Here is a 22,399-nt window from a genome sequence, read left to right on the forward strand (position 1 = left end):
TTTTGATTATTTAAAATTTATATCCTATTGAAAGTCTGAAGTTTGTTGGTGCTTCTGCCTGATAATAGTAATAATTAGCATAAGGAGAACCTGAATAAAGGTATCTGTTAAATATATTAAATACATTTAGTCCAACTCTGAATTTAGTATTTTCCCAAGACGCACCTGCATCAAATTTTACATAGTCGTTCATTTGTTTGGTATTGGTACCTCCCCAGTCCCAGCTGCTTCTATCTCCAAGATAGGTTCCTCCAAAGCTTAATCCAAACCCTTCTAATAATCCGTCAGTAAATGTGTAGTTCAGCCACCCATTTACCGTATGTTTTGCATAGCCGGGAACTCTTTTTCCTTCAGGATTGTTTTGAGGGTCGTTAGATTCTACAATTTTATTTTCAGTAAATGCATAGTTGAAGATAGTATTGAACCCTCTCGTAATTTCTCCTTTAAGGTCGAATTCTACTCCCTGAACCCTTGTTTTCCCAAGTAAAATTGAGAATTGCTCACTTGGGCTATTGGCAGGGTCATTTACCGTAGCGTTATTTTTTATGATGTTATAGGCAGAGATTGTTGTGTTCCATTTTCCTCCAAGCCAATCTTTCTTTACCCCAATTTCCATATTGTTCCCGGTGATGGGCTTTACAGTGCTTCCATCTCTGAAAATAGCAGCCTGTGGAACGAATGCCTGATCGTATAGACCATATACAGACATACTCTCATCAATAGAGTAACTGATGCCAATACGCGGAGTTACTTTATCAGCTACAGATTTGGTTCCATAGTTATTTTCCTTTACGTTGGTGTAACGTGCAGCAATGGTAAGCCTCAATTTATCATCTAAAAATCCTAATTCATCCTGTAAATATAAACCGGTATAATTTTGCTCAATAGTGCTTCCTGCTCCTGCTCTTACAGAAAGAGGTTTACTGGTTCCATCAAATGCTTTATACTCTCCGTTTGGACCGAAGTAAGCATTTGTGCCATTGATTCCATAGTTTTTTGTTTCTAAATTATACCAATAGTTGTGATCAGCAGGTGCATTGTAATCATCATTAGCATTATATTTATCAAGATTATAGCCTTGAGACCAGTCAGCCATATATTTTTTGCTTCCTAAATCCAGGCCTGCTAAAATCTTGTGAGAAACAAAGCCTGTTTTTGCATAACCATTTAAGAATACCTGTCCAAATTTCATTGTGTTATCAGCTTCCCAGTAATTAACGCGGCGGATCATATAGTTTCCTTCAAAATTACTTGGCCAGATGTCACTTCCCATAGTATATTCATTTACATACGTTAACTGGGAAGTTAACTTCCAATTTTCATTGAAGTTATGCTGTAAATTGATGTTTACCGTGTTATTGTCAACTTTTGTTGGATCAATGCTCGGGTCAGTGTGGGTATAACTTGCCGGCCTAGTTGCATATCCATCAAAACTGAAAACATAAGCAGAACCTACTTCAGACATTTTAGCTTTCTGATAAATATATTCTGCCGTTAAAGTAGTTTTATCAGTCAGGTTTACTTTTAGGGAAGGATTGATAATATATCTGTCATTGAATTCATAGTCTCTGAAACTGTTTCTGTTCTGAGCCATTAAATTTAATCTGAAAGCTACTTTTTCAGTAATTTTAGTGTCAACGTCAGCTTCTCCCCGGTACATATTATAGCTTCCAAGAGTTACTCTTGCCGTTCCGTTTAATGCATTCCCTGTAGGCTTCTTAGTGACAATATTATAAATACCGCTTGGTTCACCATTTGACATCAAGAAACCTGAAGGACCTTTGATGAACTCAATGTGATCTACAAAGCTCATATCCTCGCTTAATGGCCCCCAGTTAGAAGTTACGTTTACTCCGTTCATAAATGCAGCAGCTCTTGAACCTCTCATGTTTACTCTCGTATACATATCGCCCCAGTGCTCCAGTCTTTGTGCTCCGGCAACGTTTCTCAAAACACCGTCGCTTAAAGTGGTAACCTGTTGGTCTTCCAATGCACGGGCAGTAATAATGGAAATGTTTTGTGGAATCTTAATAAGGTCTTCATTCAGACGGAGAGAAGATGATCCCTGTTTTTCTACATATTTTTTATAATATCTTCCGTTGACAACCACTTCCTCAATATCATTCGATTTAAGGGTGTCTTTTTCCTGAGCTATAGCCAAAACAGATGTTAGTAATGCGGCTCCTATAGTTATTTTTTTCATTGTAAATCTAGCTGAAAACTTTTGAAATAATGAGTCTTTAGAATTTGTAGGTTACACTTCCCAAAGCATTGATAAGCGTCTGAGGATTCGCTGTTGTAAACCCTACCCAATAATGCTGGTTGGTAAAATTATCAACCTTTACACCGATTCTGAATTTCTTGGTGTCATAAAAAGCACTTGCATTGAGTACCAAATAGCTTGGAAGGATAAACACATCTCTTCCCGTAACATTTTTATTTACATCCAGAATATTATTATTTAAAATGGCATTCGCATTCGCATAGTTTCCGCCTAAACCAAATCCAAATCCTTTTAAGCTTCCTTCAAGAATCTGATAACTTGCATAGATGCTTGCTAACCATGGTGAGCCTGCAGTACCTGGCCTTCTTCCTTTTGTTGCCGCATCAGATTCCATATATTTTGAATCATTATAGCTAACACCTCCTACTAATGATAATCCTTTTAATAAATAGGCATTTACTTCCAATTCCACACCTTCACTTTTCAGTTGGCCTGCCTGGGTTTGAAGAGCATTTGCTCCTGAATATCCTGTTGTAACTAAAGAATTTTTTACTCGGATATTGTAATAGCTTAATGTTGCGTTTACTCTTCCTTTGAAGATACTTCCTTTAAAACCTCCTTCAAACTGATTGGCTCTTTCCGGATCTGATAGAACAGGATCTGTTCCGGCAGCTGTAAATATGTAGCCATTACTTTTGAAACTGTTCTGATAATTTCCGAAAACAGAGAATTTATCTTTTATAATCTGATAGGTTACCCCAAATTTTGGTGAAAATGCAGATTGATTGTATGCTTTGATATCATTTACCCAAAGTTTTCCTCCTTTGAAGTCATTGCTTTCATATCGAACGGAAGCCATAATATTTAATCCAGCAGTAGGAGTAAATACGTTGGAAATATAACCGCTGTAGGTATTCTGGTCATCTATCTGATCATAAACACTTTTAGGTAAATTTTGGTATGCCTGACTTAATGTATCAGAATTAAATGTTCCTGCATAATCATAACCACTTGTCGGAACATCAGGAGTTAAAAATCCTTGGGTAAAATAGACATAATGCAGCCTGTTTTTGATGGACATAAAATCAAAACCAACGACAGTTCTGTTACGCATATCATTTCCAAACTTATAGTCGAAATTAAAATTTTGCTGAACCTGGAAATATGTTTTTTTACTGTTATCTGTAGACTGATCCGCTCTTTTCACGTATAAGTTATTATCTGACGGATTTACAGTTATTGCAAAATACGGGTTATAACCGTTTGAAAAAGTATAAGCCGTGCTTACATTGGTTGAAGATCGGATATGCTCATCAATCTGATAATTAATTTGTCCTAAAATGTTTCTTACTTTTGACGTGGTATAAAGACCTTTTCCGGTGTACGATTGCTTGTAATCTAATCCTAATTTTTCCACATCTTTCATGTTCTCAACGTTAGTATATGGATCTCCCGGATAACCTGGATTTTTTTTAAGATAGAAGAAGGATTGCTCAGGATTTGCTCTTGTATCAAACATTTCATAATCCAGACTTAGGCTCAGTTTATCATTGACTTTATATAGCAATGAAGGAGCAAAAGCTGTAAATGAATTTTTAGCATCTGTTTTCTGGAAAGTTCCACTGTTTGTATAAGCGGTGTTTAATCGGAACATTAATTTTTTATCATTAGTCACGGGAGTATTAATATCCGCCTGTGCTCTGTAATAATTGTAGCTTCCACCAATCAATGAAACATTTCCTTCGAATTTATCATAGGGCTTTTTTGTAACTCTGTTAATTACTCCTCCGTAAGAGGTTACATTACTACCAAATAATGTTCCCGATGGTCCTTTCAGTACTTCCAGCTTTTCTACATTCACAGCATCAATAGAAGTGGTAACCGGAGCAACCAGACCATTTCTTAAAGAATTATTGGAAGTAAATCCTCTTAAAGATATATAAGCTCCACCATCTCCGGCTCTGTTGGTAGCACTCCACATTTTCTGAATACCCGTTACATTTCTGTAAGCATCGTCTACCGAATATATCATTTGATTTTCAAAAAATATTTTATCTACGGTAGAATAAGACTGTGGGTTTTCAATAGCCTTTAAAGGCATTTTATTGGTATACTCCGAATCTTTTTTAAGAATAGAGTTGATGATAACTTCTTCTATATTTTTAGAATTGACGCTGTCTTTTTCCTGCGCCAAAGCAAAGGCTCCTGATAGGATAGCGATGCTTAAAACTAATTTCTTCATTCAGTAGTAGTTTATTTTAAGTAATGTTTTATAATTAAAAATAGAGGGATGGATAATGTTAACCATCCTAATAGGTCCCATATGCCGTCACCCAGCAATGCTGCAATCAATCCGAATAAAGAGAGAAACGCCAGAACAAGAGGCATCCCCCAAAGTTTTAAGAATGTGTTTTTCATCTCTCTTCGTCTTTTGAAATGGTTTTCCACTGCTGCTTTTCCGCTCTTCTTCTCGCAATCCACAAATACAAACCTGTAATAAGTACAAGAATCGTAAAGACATCAAAAACTGTCCAGATAATTTTAAGTGCCAGACCACCGTAGTTTCCAAAATGAAGCGGCTCCGAAATAAAAAGGGCATTTACATACCACGGCATATCCCGTGAATCTGTAACATCTCCTGTTTTGGCATCTATCAGAACAGGTTTTAGTAATTTAGAAGTCAGTTCCGTATTGCCGTGCATAAAAACGGCATAGTGATGCTTACTCGTAAAAGGGGTCCCGGGAAAAACAATAATAGATACTTTCATATCCGTAATGGTTTTCTCGGCAGATTTTTTTGCTTCTTCAAGAGAGCTGAAATCTCCAGTAAGCGGTTTCTGGTTTTTATAAGGAGCAGTCATTTCTGCCAGCTGACCCTGCTGCCAAAGCCCTAAGATTACATCTGAAAGTGTATTGATTACCCCTGTAAATCCTACAACAGCCATCCATGCTGTAATGGCAATTCCCAATAAATTGTGGGTATCCAGCCATTTAAGTCTTTTAGAACGGTTTTTGCGGACCATTCCAAAATCAAATTTTTTCATAATAGGACCATATAAAACAATCCCTGAAAGAATGGAGATCATAAAGAGCATTCCCATCAGACCTAAAAACAGTTTTCCCGGAATTCCGAGAAACATATCTGTGTGAAGCTTTAGAATAATGTTCATAAGGCCATCTGTTTTAGGAGCACCTAAAACTTCGCCGGTATATTCATTTAAAACTAAATATTTGCTTTTTTCGTAAGGAGCATCAGGCTTATCGACAACGTCAAAAAGAACTTTATTTTTATCATTTTCGTCCCAGAAAACATATCTTACCTTTTCTCCTGGATATTTTGATTCTGCAATTGAGGCCAGTTTATCGAGACTTAATTTCTGCTGACCTGTAGTCACAGCTGTTTTGTTGTCTTCCAGAAGATGTTCAATTTCTTCATGGAAAATCAGCGGTAATCCTGTGATGCAGAGATATAGCAAAAAAACGGTACAGATAAGGCTTGTCCATTTATGCCAATTAAACCAACGCTTTGCAGTTTTTAGCTTCATGAAGCAGTCAAATTTTTTGCAAATATATTGTTTTTAATTGTTCTAAATAAATAACAAGATTGATATTTATCATGAAATTATTAAGTACTAAATAGCAAAACCCCGCTTCAGTCTGTGCTGAAGCGGGGTTTTTATGAGATTTTAATATTAATTCCTTAAGCGGGGATTTCTCCTTTGTATAAGAAAGAAATAATTTCTTTGTTCATTTTGTCTACCATTTCACTGAATAAGTGGAAGGATTCCTGTTTGTAAATTACCAAAGGATCTTTCTGTTCGTAAACGGCACCTTGAGAAGATCTTCTCAGATCATCCATTTCACGAAGGTGAAGTTTCCAGTTTTCATCAATGATGGATAAAGTAATGTTCTTTTCAAAATCATTGATCAGGCTTTCACACTGCGTATCATAAGCTTCTTTAAGATCTGCTACAATCGTCATGGTTTTGTGCCCGTCTGAGAAAGGAACCTGGATCATTTTGAACATGGATCCCTGATTTTGGAATACATTTTCGATAATAGGGAATGATTTTTCTTTCAACAGGTTCAGTTTCATTTTGTAATCTTCCTGAGCTGCCTTGAAAACAAGATCTGTCAGTTCCGGAATCTGCTTGCTCTTGAAATCGCTTTCAGAAACAGGAGCTTCCATGGTGAAATACTTAATGATATCAAATTCGAAATCTTTATAGTTTCCTGTAGCTTTTCCTTTAGCCACAATTGAATTGGAAACATCGAAGATCATATTCGTAATGTCATACTTCAGGTGATCACCGAAAAGAGCATTCTTTCTTCTCTTATAGATTACGTCCCGCTGTTTGTTCATCACGTCATCATATTCAAGAAGTCTCTTTCTGATACCGAAGTTATTTTCTTCTACTTTTTTCTGAGCTCTTTCGATAGACTTGCTGATCATGGAATGCTGAATCACTTCACCTTCCTTATGACCCATTCTGTCCATCATTTTTGCGATTCTCTCAGAACCGAAAAGACGCATCAGGTTATCTTCAAGAGATACATAGAACTGAGAGCTACCAGGGTCTCCCTGACGTCCCGCTCTACCTCTAAGCTGTCTGTCAACACGTCTTGAATCGTGTCTTTCAGTACCGATAATCGCTAAACCTCCGGCTTCTTTTACTTCTTTGGAAAGCTTGATATCAGTACCACGACCCGCCATGTTGGTTGCGATCGTTACAACGCCCGGCTGTCCGGCTCCGGCAACAATTTCCGCTTCTTTTTTGTGAAGTTTCGCGTTCAGTACTTGGTGTGGTATTTTTCTTAACTGAAGGGCTTTGGAAAGCAATTGAGAGATCTCAACAGAAGTAGTTCCCACAAGTACAGGTCTTTTCGCTTCCGTTAATTTTTCAATTTCTTCTATTACAGCATTGTATTTTTCACGGTTAGTTTTGAAAACTAAATCCTGTCTGTCATGTCTTAAAATAGGACGGTTGGTAGGAATTACCACTACATCCAGTTTGTAGATTTCCCAAAGTTCGCCCGCTTCTGTTTCAGCAGTACCCGTCATCCCCGCAAGTTTATTGTACATACGGAAATAGTTCTGAAGCGTTACCGTAGCAAAAGTTTGTGTGGCAGCTTCAATTTTTACGTTTTCTTTAGCTTCGATAGCCTGGTGAAGTCCGTCTGAATAACGTCTTCCTTCCATGATACGGCCTGTCTGCTCATCAACGATTTTTACTTCCCCGTCGATAACCACATACTCATCATCTTTTTCAAATAATGTGTAGGCTTTCAACAGCTGGCTCATGGTATGTACACGCTCAGATTTTTCTGCAAAATCAGAGAAAAGTCTTTCTTTAGCTTCGAATTCTTCTTCTTTGCTTAAGTTTTTAGCTTCTACTTCAGCAATTTCAGTTCCGATATCCGGAAGAACGAAGAAGTTAGCATCAGAATTCCCCTGAGACATATATTCCACTCCTTTATCCGTAAGATCAACCTGATTGTTTTTTTCCTCGATAACGAAGTAAAGATCTTTATCTACAATCGGCATATCACGGTTGTTGTCCTGCATGTATTGAGCTTCAACTTTCTGAAGCAATGCACGGTTCCCGCTTTCCGATAAGAATTTGATTAACTGTCTGTTTTTAGGAAGACCTCTGTATGCCTGAAGCAATTTGAAGCCTCCTTCTTTTGTGTTTCCTGCGCCAATTAATTTTTTGGCTTCATTAAAGATAGCAGAAACGGCTTTCTTTTGAACTTCAACAATTCTGTCGATAGAAGGTTTAAGAACATCAAATTCCTGTCTGTCTCCCTGAGGAACCGGACCTGAAATAATCAATGGTGTTCTGGCGTCATCTACCAATACAGAGTCAACTTCATCCACGATAGCAAAGTTTAATTCTCTCTGCACCAATTCTGAAGGAGATGTTACCATGTTGTCTCTCAGATAATCGAATCCGAATTCGTTATTCGTTCCGTAAGTAATATCTGAATTGTATGCTTTTCTTCTTCCGTCTGAATTCGGCTGGTGGTTGTCGATACAGTCGATAGACATTCCGTGGAACTGATAAAGAGGGCCCATCCAAGCGGAGTCTCTTTTCGCAAGGTAATCATTCACGGTTACTACGTGAACTCCTCTTTCAGGAAGTGAATTTAAGTAAATAGGTAATGTTCCTACCAAAGTTTTACCTTCACCGGTTGCCATTTCGGCAATTTTACCGCTGTGAAGAATAACCCCTCCGATAAACTGAACATCATAGTGGACCATATCCCAAACTACAGGAGTTCCGGCTGCGTCCCATGAGTTTTTCCAGATTGCAGTATCTCCCTGAACCTCTACGAAATCTTTACCGGCAGCAGCAAGCTGTCTGTCCCAGTCTGTTGCTTTGATACGGATTTCACCGTTCTGAGCCCATCTTCTGGCTGTTTCTTTTACCAGGGCAAAAGCTTCAGGAAGGATTTGGGCAAGAACTTTTTCTTCAATGTCGTATGATTCTTTCTTCAGAGATTCAATCTTTGAGAAAAGAGCTTCTTTTTCATCTACATTAGTTGAATTTTTTATCTGCTCTTTTACCTGTTCTATCTGCGCTGTAATTTTGCTGGTTGAAGATTTTATATTCTCTTTAAATTCAGCAGTTTTTTCTCTCAGTCCATCATCAGTCAACTGTTGAATGGCTGGTTCTACAGCTTTGATTTTTGTTACAACTTTTTTTACTTCTTTTAGGTCCTGCGCTTTTTTGTCTCCCAAAAACCCTTTAAGAACTTTGTTTAAAAAACTCATAAATTTTTTGCTTTATGCTTAAAACAATATGCTTTAAGCGTTTTACTGACACGCTTATCGTGTGAATTTTATATATAAAAAAGGGCAAAAAAGCTCTAAGCATGGGGCTCAAAGCTTATTGCTTTCATTAATATTCGTCTTCGTTCCAAAGGAAATCCTCGTCGGTAGGATAATCACTCCAAACCTCTTCGATAGATTCATAGATTTCTCCTTCGTCTTCAATTGCCTGAAGGTTTTCAACAACTTCCATTGGTGCACCAGTTCTGATGGCATAGTCAATAAGCTCTGCTTTTGTCATTGGCCAAGGTGCGTCACTTAGGTATGAGGCTAATTCTAATGTCCAGTACATAATTTTCTAATTTTTTTGCAAAAGTATAAAAATAGCTTATATTATACGCTTTTTTATCCTTGATTTTCAATTCTTTTTGATTAATTTTTGTTCATTGTCCGTCATAGACCGCCTTACAGCTGTGCTGGCAACTTACATGATGTCATTTTCTCAAAAACCATTCCACAAATTTTTTTATGCCATTTTGGAAGTTCGTGTCTGGTTTGTACCCTATTAATGTCTTGGCTTTTGTGATATCTGCATTGGTTTTCAGGACATCTCCCGGCTGCATTGGCAGAATTTTTTTAGTGGCAGAAATTCCGAGGGCATTTTCTATGGTCGCCAGCATTTCAGATAACGTCACTACTTCACTTTCCCCGAGATTAATAATTTCATACACCTGAGAATGAGCTTCTAAATAGACAATGGATTTCATGATTCCATCAATAATGTCATCAATATAGGTATAGTCTCTGGCCGTATTTCCGTCTCCATAGAACGGAATTTCCATGCCGTTGGAAATCAGTTTTGTAAATTTATGAATAGCCAGGTCAGGGCGCTGTCTTGGGCCGTAAACGGTGAAAAACCGGAGCTGGATCATGTCTATATGGTATAGCTTATGATAAACATGTCCTAAGATTTCACCACTTTTTTTGGTGGCGGCATAAGGGGAAATAGGGTTGTCTACATTATCCGTTTCCGTAAAAGGAGTTTTTTCATTGTTTCCGTAAACGCTTGATGAAGAGGCACATATGAATTTCTGAACGTTGAAATCTTTGCAGAGTTCCCAGAGATTCATCGTTCCACGTACATTTACTTCTTCGTATTCCAATGGTCTTTCAATGGAGGGACGAACGCCTGCCAATGCCGCAAGATGAATAACGAGATCAATGGTATGGGTTTTAAAAATGGCTTCAAGGCCCTTTTTATCCCGGATATCCTGATTATATAGTTGATAGGTTTCTGATTGGGAAATAGTAATTAAACGACTGATATCGGTCTCTTTGTCCGAAAATTCAAAATCCGAATTTTGATCAATAGACTCTAAAGTATTTTTAATTTTGATCTGATAGTTATAAAAATCATCAAAATTGTCAACGTTTATGACAGAATGTCCATTTCTTAATAATCGTTCAATTAAATGAGAGCCGATAAATCCGCTACCTCCAGTTACGAGATAAATCATTTGTTAAATTTGTTTTACAAATATATTCATAAACTGAAAAGAATCTCAGCTTTTTAATTGAGACTCTTTTTCAGTTTAAGTTTATTATTTTATTACTACTTTTTGAGATACGGTAGCTTTATTTTCTTCAACATTCAGAATATAAATGCCTTTGGGTAAGTTAGAAACATTTAATTCGTTTTTAATTGTCTTGTTGATAAGTAATCTTCCTGTCTTGTCGAAGACTTTCACTTTTTTATCAGAGTTTTTAACTGAAGTAATGAAAATTTTGCCTTCAGTTACCGAAGTAGGATAAATATTAAATTCTTTTTTATGGGTTTCTTGGGTTCCCAGACTGGTAGCGGTTCCGGTTAGTTTTATATCGTCGACCCTGAAACCTACATTAGAATCTATGACATTGGTCAATCTGATTCTCAAATTAGAAGTTGCGGGTATTGTTCCGGCCGGGCTTATCAAAATCCAGGTAGATGTTCCTGTCCCTGTAGGTCTGGTATAAGTTAACGGTGTCCATAGTGTTCCATCTGCACTTACCTCGATGGTAAGTTCGTTGCTTGAAGCATTGGTCCCTTTTTGATGACCTAAAGTCATTGCAATACCCGTGTAGTTGGTCGTATTGATTCCCTGGATTATCAATGTTTTTGCAGGATTTCCCGAGGCTGTCGTAACTGCCCCCAAAAATACACATCCATTTCCGCTGGATCCGGCGTATCCTTCTGATGGAGTAGATGTTCTTACATCTGCAGTTCCTGAATAAGCAACGGGGCTGGTGTTTTGATATCCCGAATAAGCTGTTAACAAAGTTGTTGTTGCTGGAGTTCCGAAATTTTCTGAATAGATAGTGGTTTGCGAAAAAAGGAACGTTGTCAATAAAATTGACAAAAAAGAGTGGATTTTTTTCATTTGAATGGGTTTTTAATTAAAGGTGAAATTATGAATTTGTTTTTAAATACCTGAAAAAAGGTTACATTTATATCTTTAATAATTAAATTTTTTTGAAATGTATTTTTCCGGGCAAATTTTAAAAATGACAAGCTACGACGCTAAGCCAATCCAATACTATCTCAATCTTTCCGGAGACCTTATCCATATGAATGAATTGTTTGGAAAAGAATTGAGTATAAAGCATACAGGATTTCAGTGTGTTAACTGCGGAGAGAATAAGCCCATCTACAGAATGGGATTCTGTAAAAGCTGCTTCTTTGAAAGTCCGTATGCAAGTGACACCATCATCCGTCCGGAACTTTCCACGGCACATTTGGGAGTCGCTGAACGCGATCTTGAAGTGGAAAAGCAAATCCAACTGCAACCTCACATCGTATATCTTGCTTACACAGGTGACGTAAAAGTGGGCGTAACGAGAAATACCCAGATTCCTACAAGATGGATTGATCAGGGAGCTACTTTTGCATTACCGATTGCCAGAACCGAAAACCGTTATGAAGCAGGAATGATAGAAGTTGCCTTAAAAGAACACCTTCCCGATAAAACCAACTGGAAAAAAATGCTGCAGGATGATTTTGAGGGCGAAATAGATCTTGCCGATTTTCAGCAGAAGATCAAGGCTTATTTTCCGGAAGACTTCCAGCAATTCTACAGTGAAGGGGAAGAGCTCTGGAAATTCGACTATCCTTTTGAAAAGCCTGCAAAAGTATCTTCATTCACACTGGATAAAAAGCCTGAATTTACAGGAAAGCTTACAGGAATTAAAGGACAGTATCTTAGTTTTGATGGGGGAGATTTTATGAACGTCAGAGGCCATGAAGGGTATGTGATAGAATTGGAAATAAAAAATTAATCTTACTTTAAGATAGTAAACACCAACCACAAATATGAGAAAATGGGTCAAAAAGTTATTAATAAGCTTTGGAATTCTGCTGCTTATCCTTCTTGCAGCGAATTTCGGACTTAATGTATGGCTTAAAACCCAGCTTCCGGATTATATCAGGAAAAACACAGATTATAAGGTTTCTTACAAAACATTGGATGTAGATCTGGGCTCAGGAAATATTTTTGCTGCAGGAATTACCGTCAACGCTAAAGATCCGCAGAATACAAATATTATTGGCCTTCAGGGAACAATAGACACCTTAAAGATCAGCCGTTTCGGGATTTTTGATGCTATTTTTAATAAAAGAATAAGTTCAACCGACCTTTTACTGGCCAAGCCTAATTTAAATATAAGCCTTGCTCAACCTGCAGACCGGAAAACCGGAAAGAAAAAAAATCCCGTTCTTTTTGAGAATATAAGAATCAATAAAGGAACCATTAATATCTTTAAGTATACGAAACAGAAATTTCTGTCTGTCCGTCAACTGGATCTTTTTGTAGAAAATCTTCAGATGACGGAAGATTTGGTAGAAGATAAGCTTCCTGTGGCATTTGATCGTTACAATATCAAAGGAAAAGATTTTTTCTTCCGCCCCAATAACGTATATGCAATCACTATCAATGAGATAAATACGACGGAAGCGCAGATGTCGGTTAAGAATCTCAAACTGATTCCGCTTCTGTCTTTTGAGCAGTTTAAACGGTTTTATCCCCAAAAGCCTAAGCTTTTTGAATTGTCTATTCCTCAAATGGATTTTAAGGATGTGGTTTTATCTAAAAATAAAATTTCACTGACCCATGCTGATTTTCAAAATCCTGTGCTTACGGTTTACAATACCGGAGTAAAACCTAAAAAAGCAGACAAAAAACTGAATTTTGAAGTTAATTTAGAAAATATTAAACTTATTAATGCGGGAGTACAGATTAACAAACCGGATGGAAGTACACTGCTTTCTGCCAAAACCCTGAATTTAAAAGTCAATCAGCTGAAATTTGACAAGGTGACGGCAGAAGAAGTAATTCCCGTTGGCTATGAAGATTTTCAGTTTTCAGGGAAAGATATAGAATACTCAAATCACCAGAGTTTTAAAGCAGAAAATATTGCCTTAACCCCAAAAAGCGGCGAGATCAGAAATCTTACTCTGTTTCCGGGAGCTCCGGCAGCGGGAAAAGGATCTATGGATCTGAAGAACGGACATATTGCTTTTAACATCAATCAATTTGAATTTGTTGATAAAAAACTTAATCTGGATATTAAGGATCTTCTCGTTGAAAATGTAAGCGGAACCATCAAGACAGGTGCTGGTGCTCCTAAGAAAAAATCCGGTCCGGGAATTATCAATTCGGTCATCGTCCGGAAAATGTCTCTTAAAAATTCTGACCTTGTTTATGATAAAGGAATGCAGCCACTGGCTTTTCATGATCTGAATGCAACGGTTAATACCATTGAAATTGCTCCAAAACCAAATAATGAGGGACTTTCTTTCAAGGTGAAGGATTATTTTCTTACCACAAGAAATTTCGCGTACAAAACGCAGTTTTATCATTTAAATGCAGGGCTTTTAAAACTGAATAAAAATAAGGTTCAGATTAATGATTTTGCCATGAAACCTCTCGTTTCGAGAGCACAGTTTATCAAAATGATACCGGTTGAAAGAGATTTGTATGATATCAAAGTTTCTCAGATTACGGCAGGTGGAAACTGGGATCTTTTTTCAAATAACAAATCAATTAATGCCTCTAATGTAACGGTTCTTAATGCGGATGCCAATATTTTCAGGAGTAAAATCCCGAATGACGATCCGAAAGTGAAGCCGCTCTATTCCAGGTTGCTGCGTTCTATAAAAATTCCTTTGACAGTCAATAATCTTGATCTGAAGAACTCTGTTCTGATCTATGAGGAAGATACTCCGGAAAGTGCAGGACCCGGCAAACTGACCTTCAGTAATTTCAATATGAATGTGAAAAACCTGAATTCAGCAAAAACAAAAGGCAAGCCTACAAAAGTTGATATCAGAATCAATTGTTCGTTTATGAATCTGGCTCCTCTTTCCGTCAACTGGAATTTTGATGTGGCAGATCACAATGACGGATTTGCCATTTCAGGGAAAACATCAAACCTTCCGGCCAATGGGATTAATCCGTTTATCAGACCTTATCTTCATGTAACGGCTACTTCGGGAACAATTCAGGAAATGCTGTTCAATTTTAAAGGAAATCCTTCAGGTTTGCACGGGACATTTAATCTGAAGCATAAAGACCTTAAAATTGCCGTTCTGGACAAGCATAACCATGAGAAAAAGGGAATGCTTACTGCGGTTGCTAATCTTTTTATCAGATCAGATTCCGGACGGTTTCCTGAGGCTGTTGCTGTTGAAAATGTTGAACGGGATCCTACAAAATCATTTTTCAATCTTTTCTGGAAGGGAATTGAACAAGGCTTGAAGAAAACGTTAATCGGAAAGAATATCGATAAGACAGAGAAAACGGTAAAGAGTGCCGTTTCTTCCGTAAAAGATGCAAAACAGACGGTGAAAGATATTAAACAGGAATTAAAAGGAAATAAAGAAGCTCCTAAACCGGAAGAAGAGAAAAAAGAAAAAAAGGGTTTTCTGAAGAACGTCTTCAGGAAAAAAGAAAAAACCGAAACTGAATAGTCCCGGAATATATGGTAATGTTCTGACGGATCAGGGGTCAGAAATTATATTCGTCACTCTCCTGAACAGGAATATCTCTTAAAAATTCATCAAATTTTTCACCCGGATAATTACTGTCTGCTCCGTAGGCGTCAATGATCATTCCACGGTTTCCCGCATTGTCTTTTACGACGTACAAAACGGCATTGTCATCAGGATTGCTGTCCCCTTCGAAGCGGTAGGTCTTTAGAATGGTAAGCTCAGAAGGCTGGTATATTTTTTCTGAATTTTCAAACTTCATCTCACACTTTTCATTCATTCTGAACTCTCTGTGTATCCCTCTTTCTGAAAGTGTATTCATCACCTGGCTTAAAGTGGTCATTTTGTCGGTATATTCTGAATTGTCCATAATCAATTATTTTTTTAATTTAATACAATAATTAAACCATTAGTCAGTCAAATTTAATAAAAAAGGCAATTGCATTTTTCATTGAAATAAAGTTTAATGTTAACAAAATTTATAATTAGAAACAGAAAAATAGGTATACTTTTTGCAATAGCTATTTTAATAAATCGGACAAAATATGAAAAAAGAAGTTGGAGTTTTACTGGCAGGGGGAGTTGGCCTTTTGGCAGTTTTAAGTTTTATTGGAATAAAAAAGATTTTAACTAAAAAAGATAAAAAATATAGTGATACCTATTCGGATTATCACAGACATTTTGATGGAAAAAATCACGACGACGAATATCACGGCGTGGAATTTTATGCACTGAAGTAGTAAAAGAATATATTTTAATTATGTTGAAATCCGGTTCCTTTGAAGGGGCCGGATTTTTTGTGGATAACTTTAGTGTTAAAACTCATTATTTTATAAGAAATGAATTCTAATTTTACATCAGGATGCAGAATGAAAACTTTAAAAAAGGACAAGGAGCGCAGCGGAACGTGATCAATCGTTTCGACAGGTATACCTATGAGCCTGAGGAAGAAGATTTCGAAACCATAAAGACTTCTTTTACGGAAGTTTTCCCCAAAACCATTGTCAATCAGGTGAAAAGTGAAGACCTTCCGATGGAGTATTCCATGAACCCGTATCAGGGTTGCGAGCATGGCTGTTCCTATTGTTTTGCAAGACCTACTCATGAATACTGGGGCTACAGCGCCGGAATTGATTTTGAAAGAAAGATCATGGTCAAGAAAAATGCTCCTGAACTTTTAGAGAAGTTTTTTCAGAAAAGAGGCTACCGGCCTGCACCCATTCTTCTCTCCGGAAATACCGACTGCTATCAGCCTGCGGAAAGACAGTTTGAGATCACCAGAAAGCTTCTTCAGGTCTGTCTGGATTACAGACATCCGGTTAATATTCTGACCAAAAATGCACTTGTCCTTAGAGATCTGGATATTTTAAAGCCAATGGCAGAACAGAACCTGGTCTCTGTTTCACTGAGCATACCTACTATTAATGAAGATCTTAGACGAAAGATGGAACCCAGAACAAGTTCAGCTCCCAATAAGATAAAAGCAATAGAAATTCTTACGGAAAATAAAATTCCGGTCCATGTTATGGTAGCACCTATTATTCCCGGTTTGAACAGTGAGGAGCCATTGAATATTTTGAAAACGATCTCGGATGCAGGTGCTCTGAGCTTTGGATATACTCTCGTAAGACTGAATGATACGGTAGAGCCTGTTTTTGTCAACTGGATTGAGGCTCATTTTCCGGACCGGGCACAAAAGGTTCTGAATCTCATCCGTTCTATGCGGGGCGGGAAACTTGGCGATAAAAGATATTTTCAACGGCAGAGAGGAGAAGGAAACGTGGCGGAAATGATTCACAATACTTTTAAGATCGGAAGAAAGAAGTTTTTTGAAGGCAAAGAATTTCCTAAACTTTCTAGTGCTAATTTTACGGGAACGAAAGATCAGCAGCTGAGGTTGTTTGATTAATAATAAGTATTGATTTTGAATAAAATAACGATATAAAAACAGAAAACCGCTCCAAAAAAGGAACGGTTTTCTTATTTGTTCTGATTTTCAATCTTACATAGTGTTATCCGGACATTTGAAATCATCGCTGCATGTTGCACAAACTACGGTGCCATTACAGTAATACATACAAAATTCTGGTTCCGGAACTTTAATTCCTCCTGCTCCGGAGATGCTTTTTAACTGGCTGTTGTTTAGTTTTTTTAAATTTTTCATATAGTTTTAATTAAAAATTTGATAGTAAAGTAAATATAATTAAAATTTTTTTAATTAAAATAAAATGTGGGATGTTTTAATTTTAATTTTTTATGAATCAGAAGATCAGGGTTCTGTTGTTTTAACAAATCCGCATCTTAAAATTCATTATGCGGTGAATAAATTGGTTTAAAAGTTTGATTATTAAATTAAAAGGAGTATTTTTAAAAAAAAACAAAGCGTTATCCGAAAAGCTTATAGAGTAGGAAATACCAAAATCAACAACCATGAAAAATTTCAGAAGACTATCAAGAGAAGACAAAAAGAAAATCTCAGCGGGAGACCTTGGTCCGGCTTCCTGTTTTGAAGGCGAAGGTCCGGGAACAGGAGGATGTAGAACGGGGCAAATCTGCTCAGGCGGAAGATGTGTACCTTATGTAGAACCGGGACCGGGAACCGGAGGACCTGGAGGTGGTGATACGTATACGTGTATCTGCCCTTGGGGAACCGTTACACAAACAACTCCTTGTCCGGAATTTTATTGCATTACAGGATAATTTTATAAAGTAAGGAAGATAGAAGTTATTGAGGCTATAAAGGTTTCTGATGTCTTCCGTAATTAATACAAACTAAAGACTATGAAAAATCTAAAGAAAATTGAAAGAAAAAATCTGAAAGAGATTATTGGAGGATCAAAAAAATGTTATGAAATAAGAGATACGCATGAAGATCCGTGTGCAGAGTTAAATAGTACGGGAATGGCATGTTACCGGTTTAACAGCTGTAGTCTTTCGTGTGAGCTGACACGCTGTGGAAGCGGTTTTTAACCAGTTTCCGATATAAAAATAAAAGTCAATAATTAATCTGAGGGCTACCAATAATGGGTAACCGGAATACAGATTAATTATTGACTTTCTTATGTTACTTTTTAATAAGTCCTAACTCTATAAGTCTTTCATGTAAAAACTCTCCTGCAGTTGTATCTTCATACAGTTTCGGATTGTTTTCGTCAATACAGTTTTCAAGAGCATTCAGAGACATTTCGCTTACCGGGTGCATAAAGAACGGGATAGAATATCTTGAAGTTCCCCATAGTTCTCTTGGCGGGTTTACCACTCTGTGAATTGTAGATTTCAGTTTGTTGTTCGTATGTCTTGATAACATATCTCCAACATTGATCATTAATTCGTCCGGTTCTGCAATAGCATCAATCCAGTCTCCTTTGTGATTCTGAACCTGAAGCCCTTTCCCCTGAGATCCCATCAAAAGGGTAATCAGGTTGATGTCTCCATGAGCGGCAGCTCTTACAGCATCATCCGGCTCCTGAGTGATTGGCGGGTAGTGGATAGGTCTCAGAATAGAGTTTCCTTCAGCGATCTTATCGTCAAAATAAAACTCATTCAAGCCGAGGTACAGCGCTAAAGCTCTCAGTACATACTGACCTGTTTTTTCAAGCATCTGGTAGGCTTCTTTACCTACTTCGTTGAATTTTGGAAGCTCATCTACGATTACGTTGTCAGGATACTCGGCTTTGTATTTTGAATCATCAGAGACATACTGTCCGAAATGCCAAAATTCTTTTAAATCACCTTTTTTGAAACCTTTAGCGGTTTCTTTACCGAATCCTACGTAACCTCTCTGGCCACCGATTCCTGGAATTTCATACTTCTGCTTCGTTTCTACAGGCTGGTCAAAAAAGTTTTTAACCTCTCCGTAGAGTTCATCTACTAGTTTGTCATCAAGAAAATGGCCTTTTAAGGCAACAAAACCAATTTCTTCATAAGCTTTTCCGATTTCATTTACAAATTTCTGTTTGCGTTCCGGGTTGTCCGAAAGGAAATCACGCAGGTCTACACTAGGTATTTTATCCATTTTTAGAAATTTACGAATTACAAAATTACATTTTTTTTAAATGAAATGATTTTAAAATAAGTATTTATCAATTAAATTTGCTGTATGAAAAAATATTCTTCTAAGAGAAGTATTCAGATACTTGCCCATCTCCTTCAGCAGTACGGAATTTCAGATATCATCATTTCCCCGGGATCCAGAAATGCACCTCTGGCGATTCATCTTTCAGAGATTGATGCTTTCAACTGCTACAGTATTGTAGACGAAAGAAGTGCAGCTTTTGTAGGAATCGGAATGGCTATTAGTGAGAAAAAACCTGTGGCAATCACCTGTACAAGCGGTTCTGCGGTAGCCAATTATTATCCGGCAGTAACAGAAGCTTTTTATCAGAATGTTCCGCTTTTAATCCTTACGGCAGACCGCCCTACGGATTATGTTGATATTTTTGACGGGCAGACGATCAGGCAGAAAGATATTTTTCATCAGCATTCTTACGGAGATTTCGAACTTTTGGAAGACAGTAAAGAGAATGCGGAAGACCTTAATTTTGATATCATTAAAAAGGCGATTGAGCTTTGTTTTGAAAAGCAAGGCCCTGTACATATCAATATTCCTTTAGAAGAACCTCTATATGATCTCGTTTCGGAACTTCCTTCCTTTCCTACGGTTGAAAAAACCATCAGACATAAAGAATATGAAATTCCTTCCAACCTGATTGCAGACTGGCATACTTCCCAAAGAATCATGCTTTTGGTAGGAACCAGAGATTACAGTCCTGAACTTGAAAATCAATTGACGCAGCTTGTAAAAAACCACTCTGTCGTTGTATTGAGTGAAGCGAATTCCAATCTGTATCATGAGAAGTTTTTCAGACATATTGACCGCTATATCTTTAATTTTACGGAAGAAGACTACAAAACCTATGCTCCTGATCTTTTGATTACGATAGGGCAGAATGTAGTATCCAAAAAAGTAAAGCAGTTCCTGAGAAATGCAAGACCAAAGCAGCACTGGCACCTGGATGAAGTATGGCAGCCGGATACCTATTTCTCTCTGACGGAAAAAATTGAGGTAAAACCTGAAGTTTTCTTTTCTAAGCTTTTGAAATTTATCAACCTTGAGCCAAGACCTTATTTCAACCTTTGGGATGTTTTAAGAGATAAAAAGGATGCCAGACATGAGCTTTTTCTGAATAAAGCAGAATTTTCAGATTTCTATTTCTTCAATAAAGCGTCGCAGACCATTCCTGAGAACTACAACATACATTTCAGTAATTCTTCAGCTATCAGATATGCGCAGCTGTTTGATTTCGGGAGGAAGAAAGTGTACTGTAACAGAGGAACAAGCGGGATAGACGGTTCTACTTCCACGGCTATGGGATTTGCGATTAAAAATGCCAATCCAACCCTGCTCATCACGGGAGACCTTAGTTTCTTCTATGACATTAATGGGCTTTGGAATCAATACATTCCTCCGTTTGTACGAATTATAATTTTCAATAACGGGGAAGGAAATATCTTTAAAATCATTCCGGGACCGGGCAATGCCAATCCCAATACACTGGATGAGTTTATAGCCACCAAGCACCGCAAACATGCCGAGCATCTGGCGAAACATTTTGGCTTTTCCTACATCAAAGTGGAAGACGAGCCAACGCTGGACAGGGTCTTGGAGAATTTCTTCAAACCGGATCTGCAGCCTAAAATCCTGGAAGTGAATACTTACGGAAAGAACAGTGCAGATGTGCAGAAGGCTTACTTCGAATTCATGAAAGGAAACTAAAGATCCAGATATTCTTCATTCCCCGGCAGATTGTTAATTCTGTCAATGGGATAAATAAACATATCATCAAAGTCATTCAGGGCATTAATCAGTTGAAAATGAGTAAACTGCTTAATGTTCTGAAGAGTGACTTCCGTTTCTTTTATCTTCTTGTTTTTCAGTAGATTCTGTCGCTGTACTCCGTTCAGAAGATAGGTGTTGGGGGTAAACCAGTCTTTCCCTTTAAGAAAGAGGATATTGGAAAAAGAAGTGTCGGTAATATGATTGTTCTTCACAATAATGATTTCCTCTGCCTTCGATTTCATCTTCATTTTTTCTAGTTCTTTACGGTCTTCAAATTTAAATGAATAATCGAAGCTGTTGTTTTCAATCAGCTGGAAACTCTGTATTTCAGGAATGGCATACGGAATCATCTGGGTACGCACCCTTTTATCGAGGTCGTAGGAAAGTCTCAGTTTGAAAAGGCCGTCCTCATCGTGTTCGAGGTTTTTGAAAATCTTGGCCAGATCAATAGAACCCTCTTTTCCGAAGTGGGCAAATGTCTGATTAACGCGTTTCTGATGTAGCTCCAAAAGGAAAATTTCCTGGTCTTCTACCTTTATGCTTTCAATGAATTGGGACATAGATTTTATTTTTCATTTCCTGATATTCGTCTTCTAACCTGCTCATATGCGTTATACCGCCGCCACTTTTGAAATAAAGACGGTCTTCCTCTTTTTCAATATAGCGTATCATGACGCAGCTGTCCAGGTTTTCACCATCAAACCAGCCGCATACACCGGTATAGTACCCTCTGTCATATCCTTCTGCGTCTAAGATGATTTCCAGCGTTTTAGGCTTTGGAGCTCCGAGAATAGATCCGGCGGGAAGCAGTTTTTTCATGATGCTGCCAATTTTTCTTTTAAATTCAGGCTTTATGGTTCCTGAAATTTCAGAACTCATGGCATATAGATCTTTCTGTCGGGTTCTGATGAGGTCTATCTGCTGGAACTGATCTACTTTTACATGATCTGCTACCATGCTGAGGTCATTCCGGAGAAGATCTACGACGGTATAATGCTCCGCTTTCTCTTTTTTATCATTTTTCAAAACTTCAGCCGCATTTTCCAAAGAGGCATCAATAGTGCCTTTCATGGGATAGGTTGAAATTTTGCTGTCTATAATCTTTACAAAAGTTTCAGGAGAAAAAAATACAAAAAAATCTTTATAAAAAACTTTATACTTCGCAATTGAGTGATAAAAAATTTCTTCAAGGCTTAAATTCGTCTGAACTTCAGTTTTTCTTGTATAATTTACTAAATAAGAATTTCCAAAATGAATATTTTTCTGCACTTTGTCAAATCCTTTTTTGAAGCTCTCCAGGGTTTCAGGAAAGGCTTTCCATTCCAGTTTTTTATGGAGATCATGCTTTTCTTTTGTGTTTGAAAAGCTTTGAAAATCAATTAATAAACCTGATTTTTTAATTTCATTTTCTTTATATATTTCTACATTCTCCCCCAGGAAATCGACTATGAAAAAATAGGGAACCTTCTGAAGAGAAAGTTCGTCCATTTCCATAAATTTTTGATGATTCATTGAAAACATTCTGCAAAAATAATTATTGATGAT

Annotated in this window: 20 protein-coding genes; 7 read left to right on the forward strand and 13 right to left on the reverse strand. The window is 37.4% G+C overall.

The window, feature by feature from the left end:
- Window positions 1-10 precede the first annotated feature (10 nt).
- The 8 genes from ACM46_RS04140 to ACM46_RS04175 all read right to left on the reverse strand — a co-directional run bounded on the left by ACM46_RS04140 (window position 11) and on the right by ACM46_RS04175 (window position 11,413).
- Window positions 11-2,203, reverse strand: a complete 2,193-nt coding sequence (locus tag ACM46_RS04140) for a TonB-dependent siderophore receptor (protein WP_053082663.1) — start codon at window positions 2,201-2,203, stop codon at window positions 11-13.
- A 37-nt stretch (window positions 2,204-2,240) separates the two neighbouring features.
- Window positions 2,241-4,466 (reverse strand): TonB-dependent siderophore receptor, encoded by a 2,226-nt coding sequence (locus ACM46_RS04145; protein WP_048505316.1) that lies wholly within the window; start codon window positions 4,464-4,466, stop codon window positions 2,241-2,243.
- Between the two features lie 11 nt (window positions 4,467-4,477).
- Window positions 4,478-4,642 (reverse strand): hypothetical protein, encoded by a 165-nt coding sequence (locus ACM46_RS23475; RefSeq protein ID WP_048505317.1) that lies wholly within the window; start codon window positions 4,640-4,642, stop codon window positions 4,478-4,480.
- Complete coding sequence (locus tag ACM46_RS04155; protein WP_048505318.1) at window positions 4,639-5,769, reverse strand: PepSY-associated TM helix domain-containing protein; 1,131 nt, start codon at window positions 5,767-5,769, stop codon at window positions 4,639-4,641. The genes ACM46_RS23475 and ACM46_RS04155 overlap by 4 nt, the downstream gene beginning before the upstream one ends.
- Before the next feature lie 155 nt (window positions 5,770-5,924).
- Entirely contained in the window at window positions 5,925-8,999 is a 3,075-nt protein-coding gene (gene secA, locus ACM46_RS04160) for a preprotein translocase subunit SecA (RefSeq protein ID WP_048505319.1), read from the reverse strand.
- A 127-nt stretch (window positions 9,000-9,126) separates the two neighbouring features.
- A complete protein-coding gene (locus ACM46_RS04165) occupies window positions 9,127-9,348 on the reverse strand; it encodes a DUF2795 domain-containing protein (RefSeq protein ID WP_002662059.1) in 222 nt (73 codons plus the stop codon).
- Between the two features lie 142 nt (window positions 9,349-9,490).
- Window positions 9,491-10,513: a GDP-mannose 4,6-dehydratase gene (locus ACM46_RS04170; protein ID WP_048505320.1), complete on the reverse strand. Its 1,023-nt coding sequence runs from the start codon at window positions 10,511-10,513 to the stop codon at window positions 9,491-9,493.
- A gap of 84 nt (window positions 10,514-10,597) precedes the next feature.
- A complete protein-coding gene (locus tag ACM46_RS04175; RefSeq protein ID WP_048505321.1) occupies window positions 10,598-11,413 on the reverse strand; it encodes a T9SS type A sorting domain-containing protein in 816 nt (271 codons plus the stop codon).
- Window positions 11,414-11,510: 97 nt separating this feature from the next.
- Here ACM46_RS04175 and ACM46_RS04180 point away from each other — a divergent pair, with 97 nt between their 5' ends.
- Together ACM46_RS04180 and ACM46_RS04185 are read left to right on the forward strand one after the other, a co-directional pair.
- Window positions 11,511-12,308, forward strand: a complete 798-nt coding sequence (locus tag ACM46_RS04180; protein ID WP_048505322.1) for a DUF2797 domain-containing protein — start codon at window positions 11,511-11,513, stop codon at window positions 12,306-12,308.
- 34 nt (window positions 12,309-12,342) lie between these two features.
- Window positions 12,343-14,997: a hypothetical protein gene (locus ACM46_RS04185; protein ID WP_048505323.1), complete on the forward strand. Its 2,655-nt coding sequence runs from the start codon at window positions 12,343-12,345 to the stop codon at window positions 14,995-14,997.
- Window positions 14,998-15,034: 37 nt separating this feature from the next.
- Here the strand turns inward: ACM46_RS04185 and ACM46_RS04190 are convergent, their stop codons facing one another.
- Window positions 15,035-15,385, reverse strand: coding sequence for a hypothetical protein (locus tag ACM46_RS04190; RefSeq protein WP_048505324.1), 351 nt, complete (start codon window positions 15,383-15,385; stop codon window positions 15,035-15,037).
- A gap of 175 nt (window positions 15,386-15,560) precedes the next feature.
- Here ACM46_RS04190 and ACM46_RS04195 point away from each other — a divergent pair, with 175 nt between their 5' ends.
- Entirely contained in the window at window positions 15,561-15,755 is a 195-nt protein-coding gene (locus ACM46_RS04195; protein WP_048505325.1) for a hypothetical protein, read from the forward strand.
- A 122-nt stretch (window positions 15,756-15,877) separates the two neighbouring features.
- On the forward strand, window positions 15,878-16,924 hold the full coding sequence (locus tag ACM46_RS04200) for a PA0069 family radical SAM protein (RefSeq protein ID WP_048505326.1): 1,047 nt from the start codon (window positions 15,878-15,880) through the stop codon (window positions 16,922-16,924).
- A gap of 93 nt (window positions 16,925-17,017) precedes the next feature.
- Here ACM46_RS04200 and ACM46_RS23480 read toward each other — a convergent pair whose 3' ends face one another.
- A complete protein-coding gene (locus ACM46_RS23480; protein ID WP_173426466.1) occupies window positions 17,018-17,179 on the reverse strand; it encodes a hypothetical protein in 162 nt (53 codons plus the stop codon).
- A 266-nt stretch (window positions 17,180-17,445) separates the two neighbouring features.
- Here ACM46_RS23480 and ACM46_RS04205 point away from each other — a divergent pair, with 266 nt between their 5' ends.
- Together ACM46_RS04205 and ACM46_RS23855 are read left to right on the forward strand one after the other, a co-directional pair.
- Window positions 17,446-17,715, forward strand: coding sequence for a hypothetical protein (locus tag ACM46_RS04205; protein ID WP_048505327.1), 270 nt, complete (start codon window positions 17,446-17,448; stop codon window positions 17,713-17,715).
- An 81-nt stretch (window positions 17,716-17,796) separates the two neighbouring features.
- Window positions 17,797-17,985 (forward strand): bacteriocin-like protein, encoded by a 189-nt coding sequence (locus tag ACM46_RS23855; RefSeq protein ID WP_048505328.1) that lies wholly within the window; start codon window positions 17,797-17,799, stop codon window positions 17,983-17,985.
- 94 nt (window positions 17,986-18,079) lie between these two features.
- On the opposite strand, the gene ACM46_RS04215 is transcribed toward ACM46_RS23855, so the two are convergent.
- Window positions 18,080-19,030 carry an isopenicillin N synthase family dioxygenase gene (locus ACM46_RS04215; protein ID WP_048505329.1) on the reverse strand — a complete coding sequence of 317 codons (951 nt, stop codon included), beginning with the start codon at window positions 19,028-19,030 and terminating at the stop codon, window positions 18,080-18,082.
- A gap of 84 nt (window positions 19,031-19,114) precedes the next feature.
- Between ACM46_RS04215 and menD the strand changes: the two genes are divergently transcribed.
- Window positions 19,115-20,791, forward strand: coding sequence for a 2-succinyl-5-enolpyruvyl-6-hydroxy-3-cyclohexene-1-carboxylic-acid synthase (menD, locus tag ACM46_RS04220; RefSeq protein WP_048505330.1), 1,677 nt, complete (start codon window positions 19,115-19,117; stop codon window positions 20,789-20,791).
- Here the strand turns inward: menD and ACM46_RS04225 are convergent.
- Window positions 20,788-21,414 carry an aminotransferase class IV gene (locus ACM46_RS04225; RefSeq protein WP_048505331.1) on the reverse strand — a complete coding sequence of 209 codons (627 nt, stop codon included), beginning with the start codon at window positions 21,412-21,414 and terminating at the stop codon, window positions 20,788-20,790. The genes menD and ACM46_RS04225 overlap by 4 nt on opposite strands.
- Complete coding sequence (locus tag ACM46_RS04230; protein ID WP_048505332.1) at window positions 21,398-22,375, reverse strand: aminodeoxychorismate synthase component I; 978 nt, start codon at window positions 22,373-22,375, stop codon at window positions 21,398-21,400. The genes ACM46_RS04225 and ACM46_RS04230 overlap by 17 nt, the downstream gene beginning before the upstream one ends.
- Window positions 22,376-22,399 lie beyond the last annotated feature (24 nt).

Origin of the sequence: Chryseobacterium angstadtii, assembly GCF_001045465.1 — a bacterium.
Lineage (GTDB): Bacteria > Bacteroidota > Bacteroidia > Flavobacteriales > Weeksellaceae > Chryseobacterium > Chryseobacterium angstadtii.

Coding starts and splice junctions, on each gene's coding strand:
- ACM46_RS04215 (WP_048505329.1), bottom strand. CDS start 19,030: ATGGATAAAATACCTAGTGTAGACCTGCGTGATTTCCTTTCGGACAAC.
- ACM46_RS04165 (WP_002662059.1), bottom strand. CDS start 9,348: ATGTACTGGACATTAGAATTAGCCTCATACCTAAGTGACGCACCTTGG.
- ACM46_RS04225 (WP_048505331.1), bottom strand. CDS start 21,414: ATGTCCCAATTCATTGAAAGCATAAAGGTAGAAGACCAGGAAATTTTC.
- ACM46_RS04195 (WP_048505325.1), top strand. CDS start 15,561: ATGAAAAAAGAAGTTGGAGTTTTACTGGCAGGGGGAGTTGGCCTTTTG.
- ACM46_RS04190 (WP_048505324.1), bottom strand. CDS start 15,385: ATGGACAATTCAGAATATACCGACAAAATGACCACTTTAAGCCAGGTG.
- ACM46_RS23480 (WP_173426466.1), bottom strand. CDS start 17,179: ATGAAAAATTTAAAAAAACTAAACAACAGCCAGTTAAAAAGCATCTCC.
- ACM46_RS04205 (WP_048505327.1), top strand. CDS start 17,446: ATGAAAAATTTCAGAAGACTATCAAGAGAAGACAAAAAGAAAATCTCA.
- secA (WP_048505319.1), bottom strand. CDS start 8,999: ATGAGTTTTTTAAACAAAGTTCTTAAAGGGTTTTTGGGAGACAAAAAA.
- ACM46_RS04175 (WP_048505321.1), bottom strand. CDS start 11,413: ATGAAAAAAATCCACTCTTTTTTGTCAATTTTATTGACAACGTTCCTT.
- ACM46_RS04200 (WP_048505326.1), top strand. CDS start 15,878: ATGCAGAATGAAAACTTTAAAAAAGGACAAGGAGCGCAGCGGAACGTG.
- ACM46_RS04145 (WP_048505316.1), bottom strand. CDS start 4,466: ATGAAGAAATTAGTTTTAAGCATCGCTATCCTATCAGGAGCCTTTGCT.
- ACM46_RS04180 (WP_048505322.1), top strand. CDS start 11,511: ATGTATTTTTCCGGGCAAATTTTAAAAATGACAAGCTACGACGCTAAG.
- ACM46_RS04230 (WP_048505332.1), bottom strand. CDS start 22,375: ATGTTTTCAATGAATCATCAAAAATTTATGGAAATGGACGAACTTTCT.
- ACM46_RS23475 (WP_048505317.1), bottom strand. CDS start 4,642: ATGAAAAACACATTCTTAAAACTTTGGGGGATGCCTCTTGTTCTGGCG.
- ACM46_RS04170 (WP_048505320.1), bottom strand. CDS start 10,513: ATGATTTATCTCGTAACTGGAGGTAGCGGATTTATCGGCTCTCATTTA.
- menD (WP_048505330.1), top strand. CDS start 19,115: ATGAAAAAATATTCTTCTAAGAGAAGTATTCAGATACTTGCCCATCTC.
- ACM46_RS04140 (WP_053082663.1), bottom strand. CDS start 2,203: ATGAAAAAAATAACTATAGGAGCCGCATTACTAACATCTGTTTTGGCT.
- ACM46_RS23855 (WP_048505328.1), top strand. CDS start 17,797: ATGAAAAATCTAAAGAAAATTGAAAGAAAAAATCTGAAAGAGATTATT.
- ACM46_RS04155 (WP_048505318.1), bottom strand. CDS start 5,769: ATGAAGCTAAAAACTGCAAAGCGTTGGTTTAATTGGCATAAATGGACA.
- ACM46_RS04185 (WP_048505323.1), top strand. CDS start 12,343: ATGAGAAAATGGGTCAAAAAGTTATTAATAAGCTTTGGAATTCTGCTG.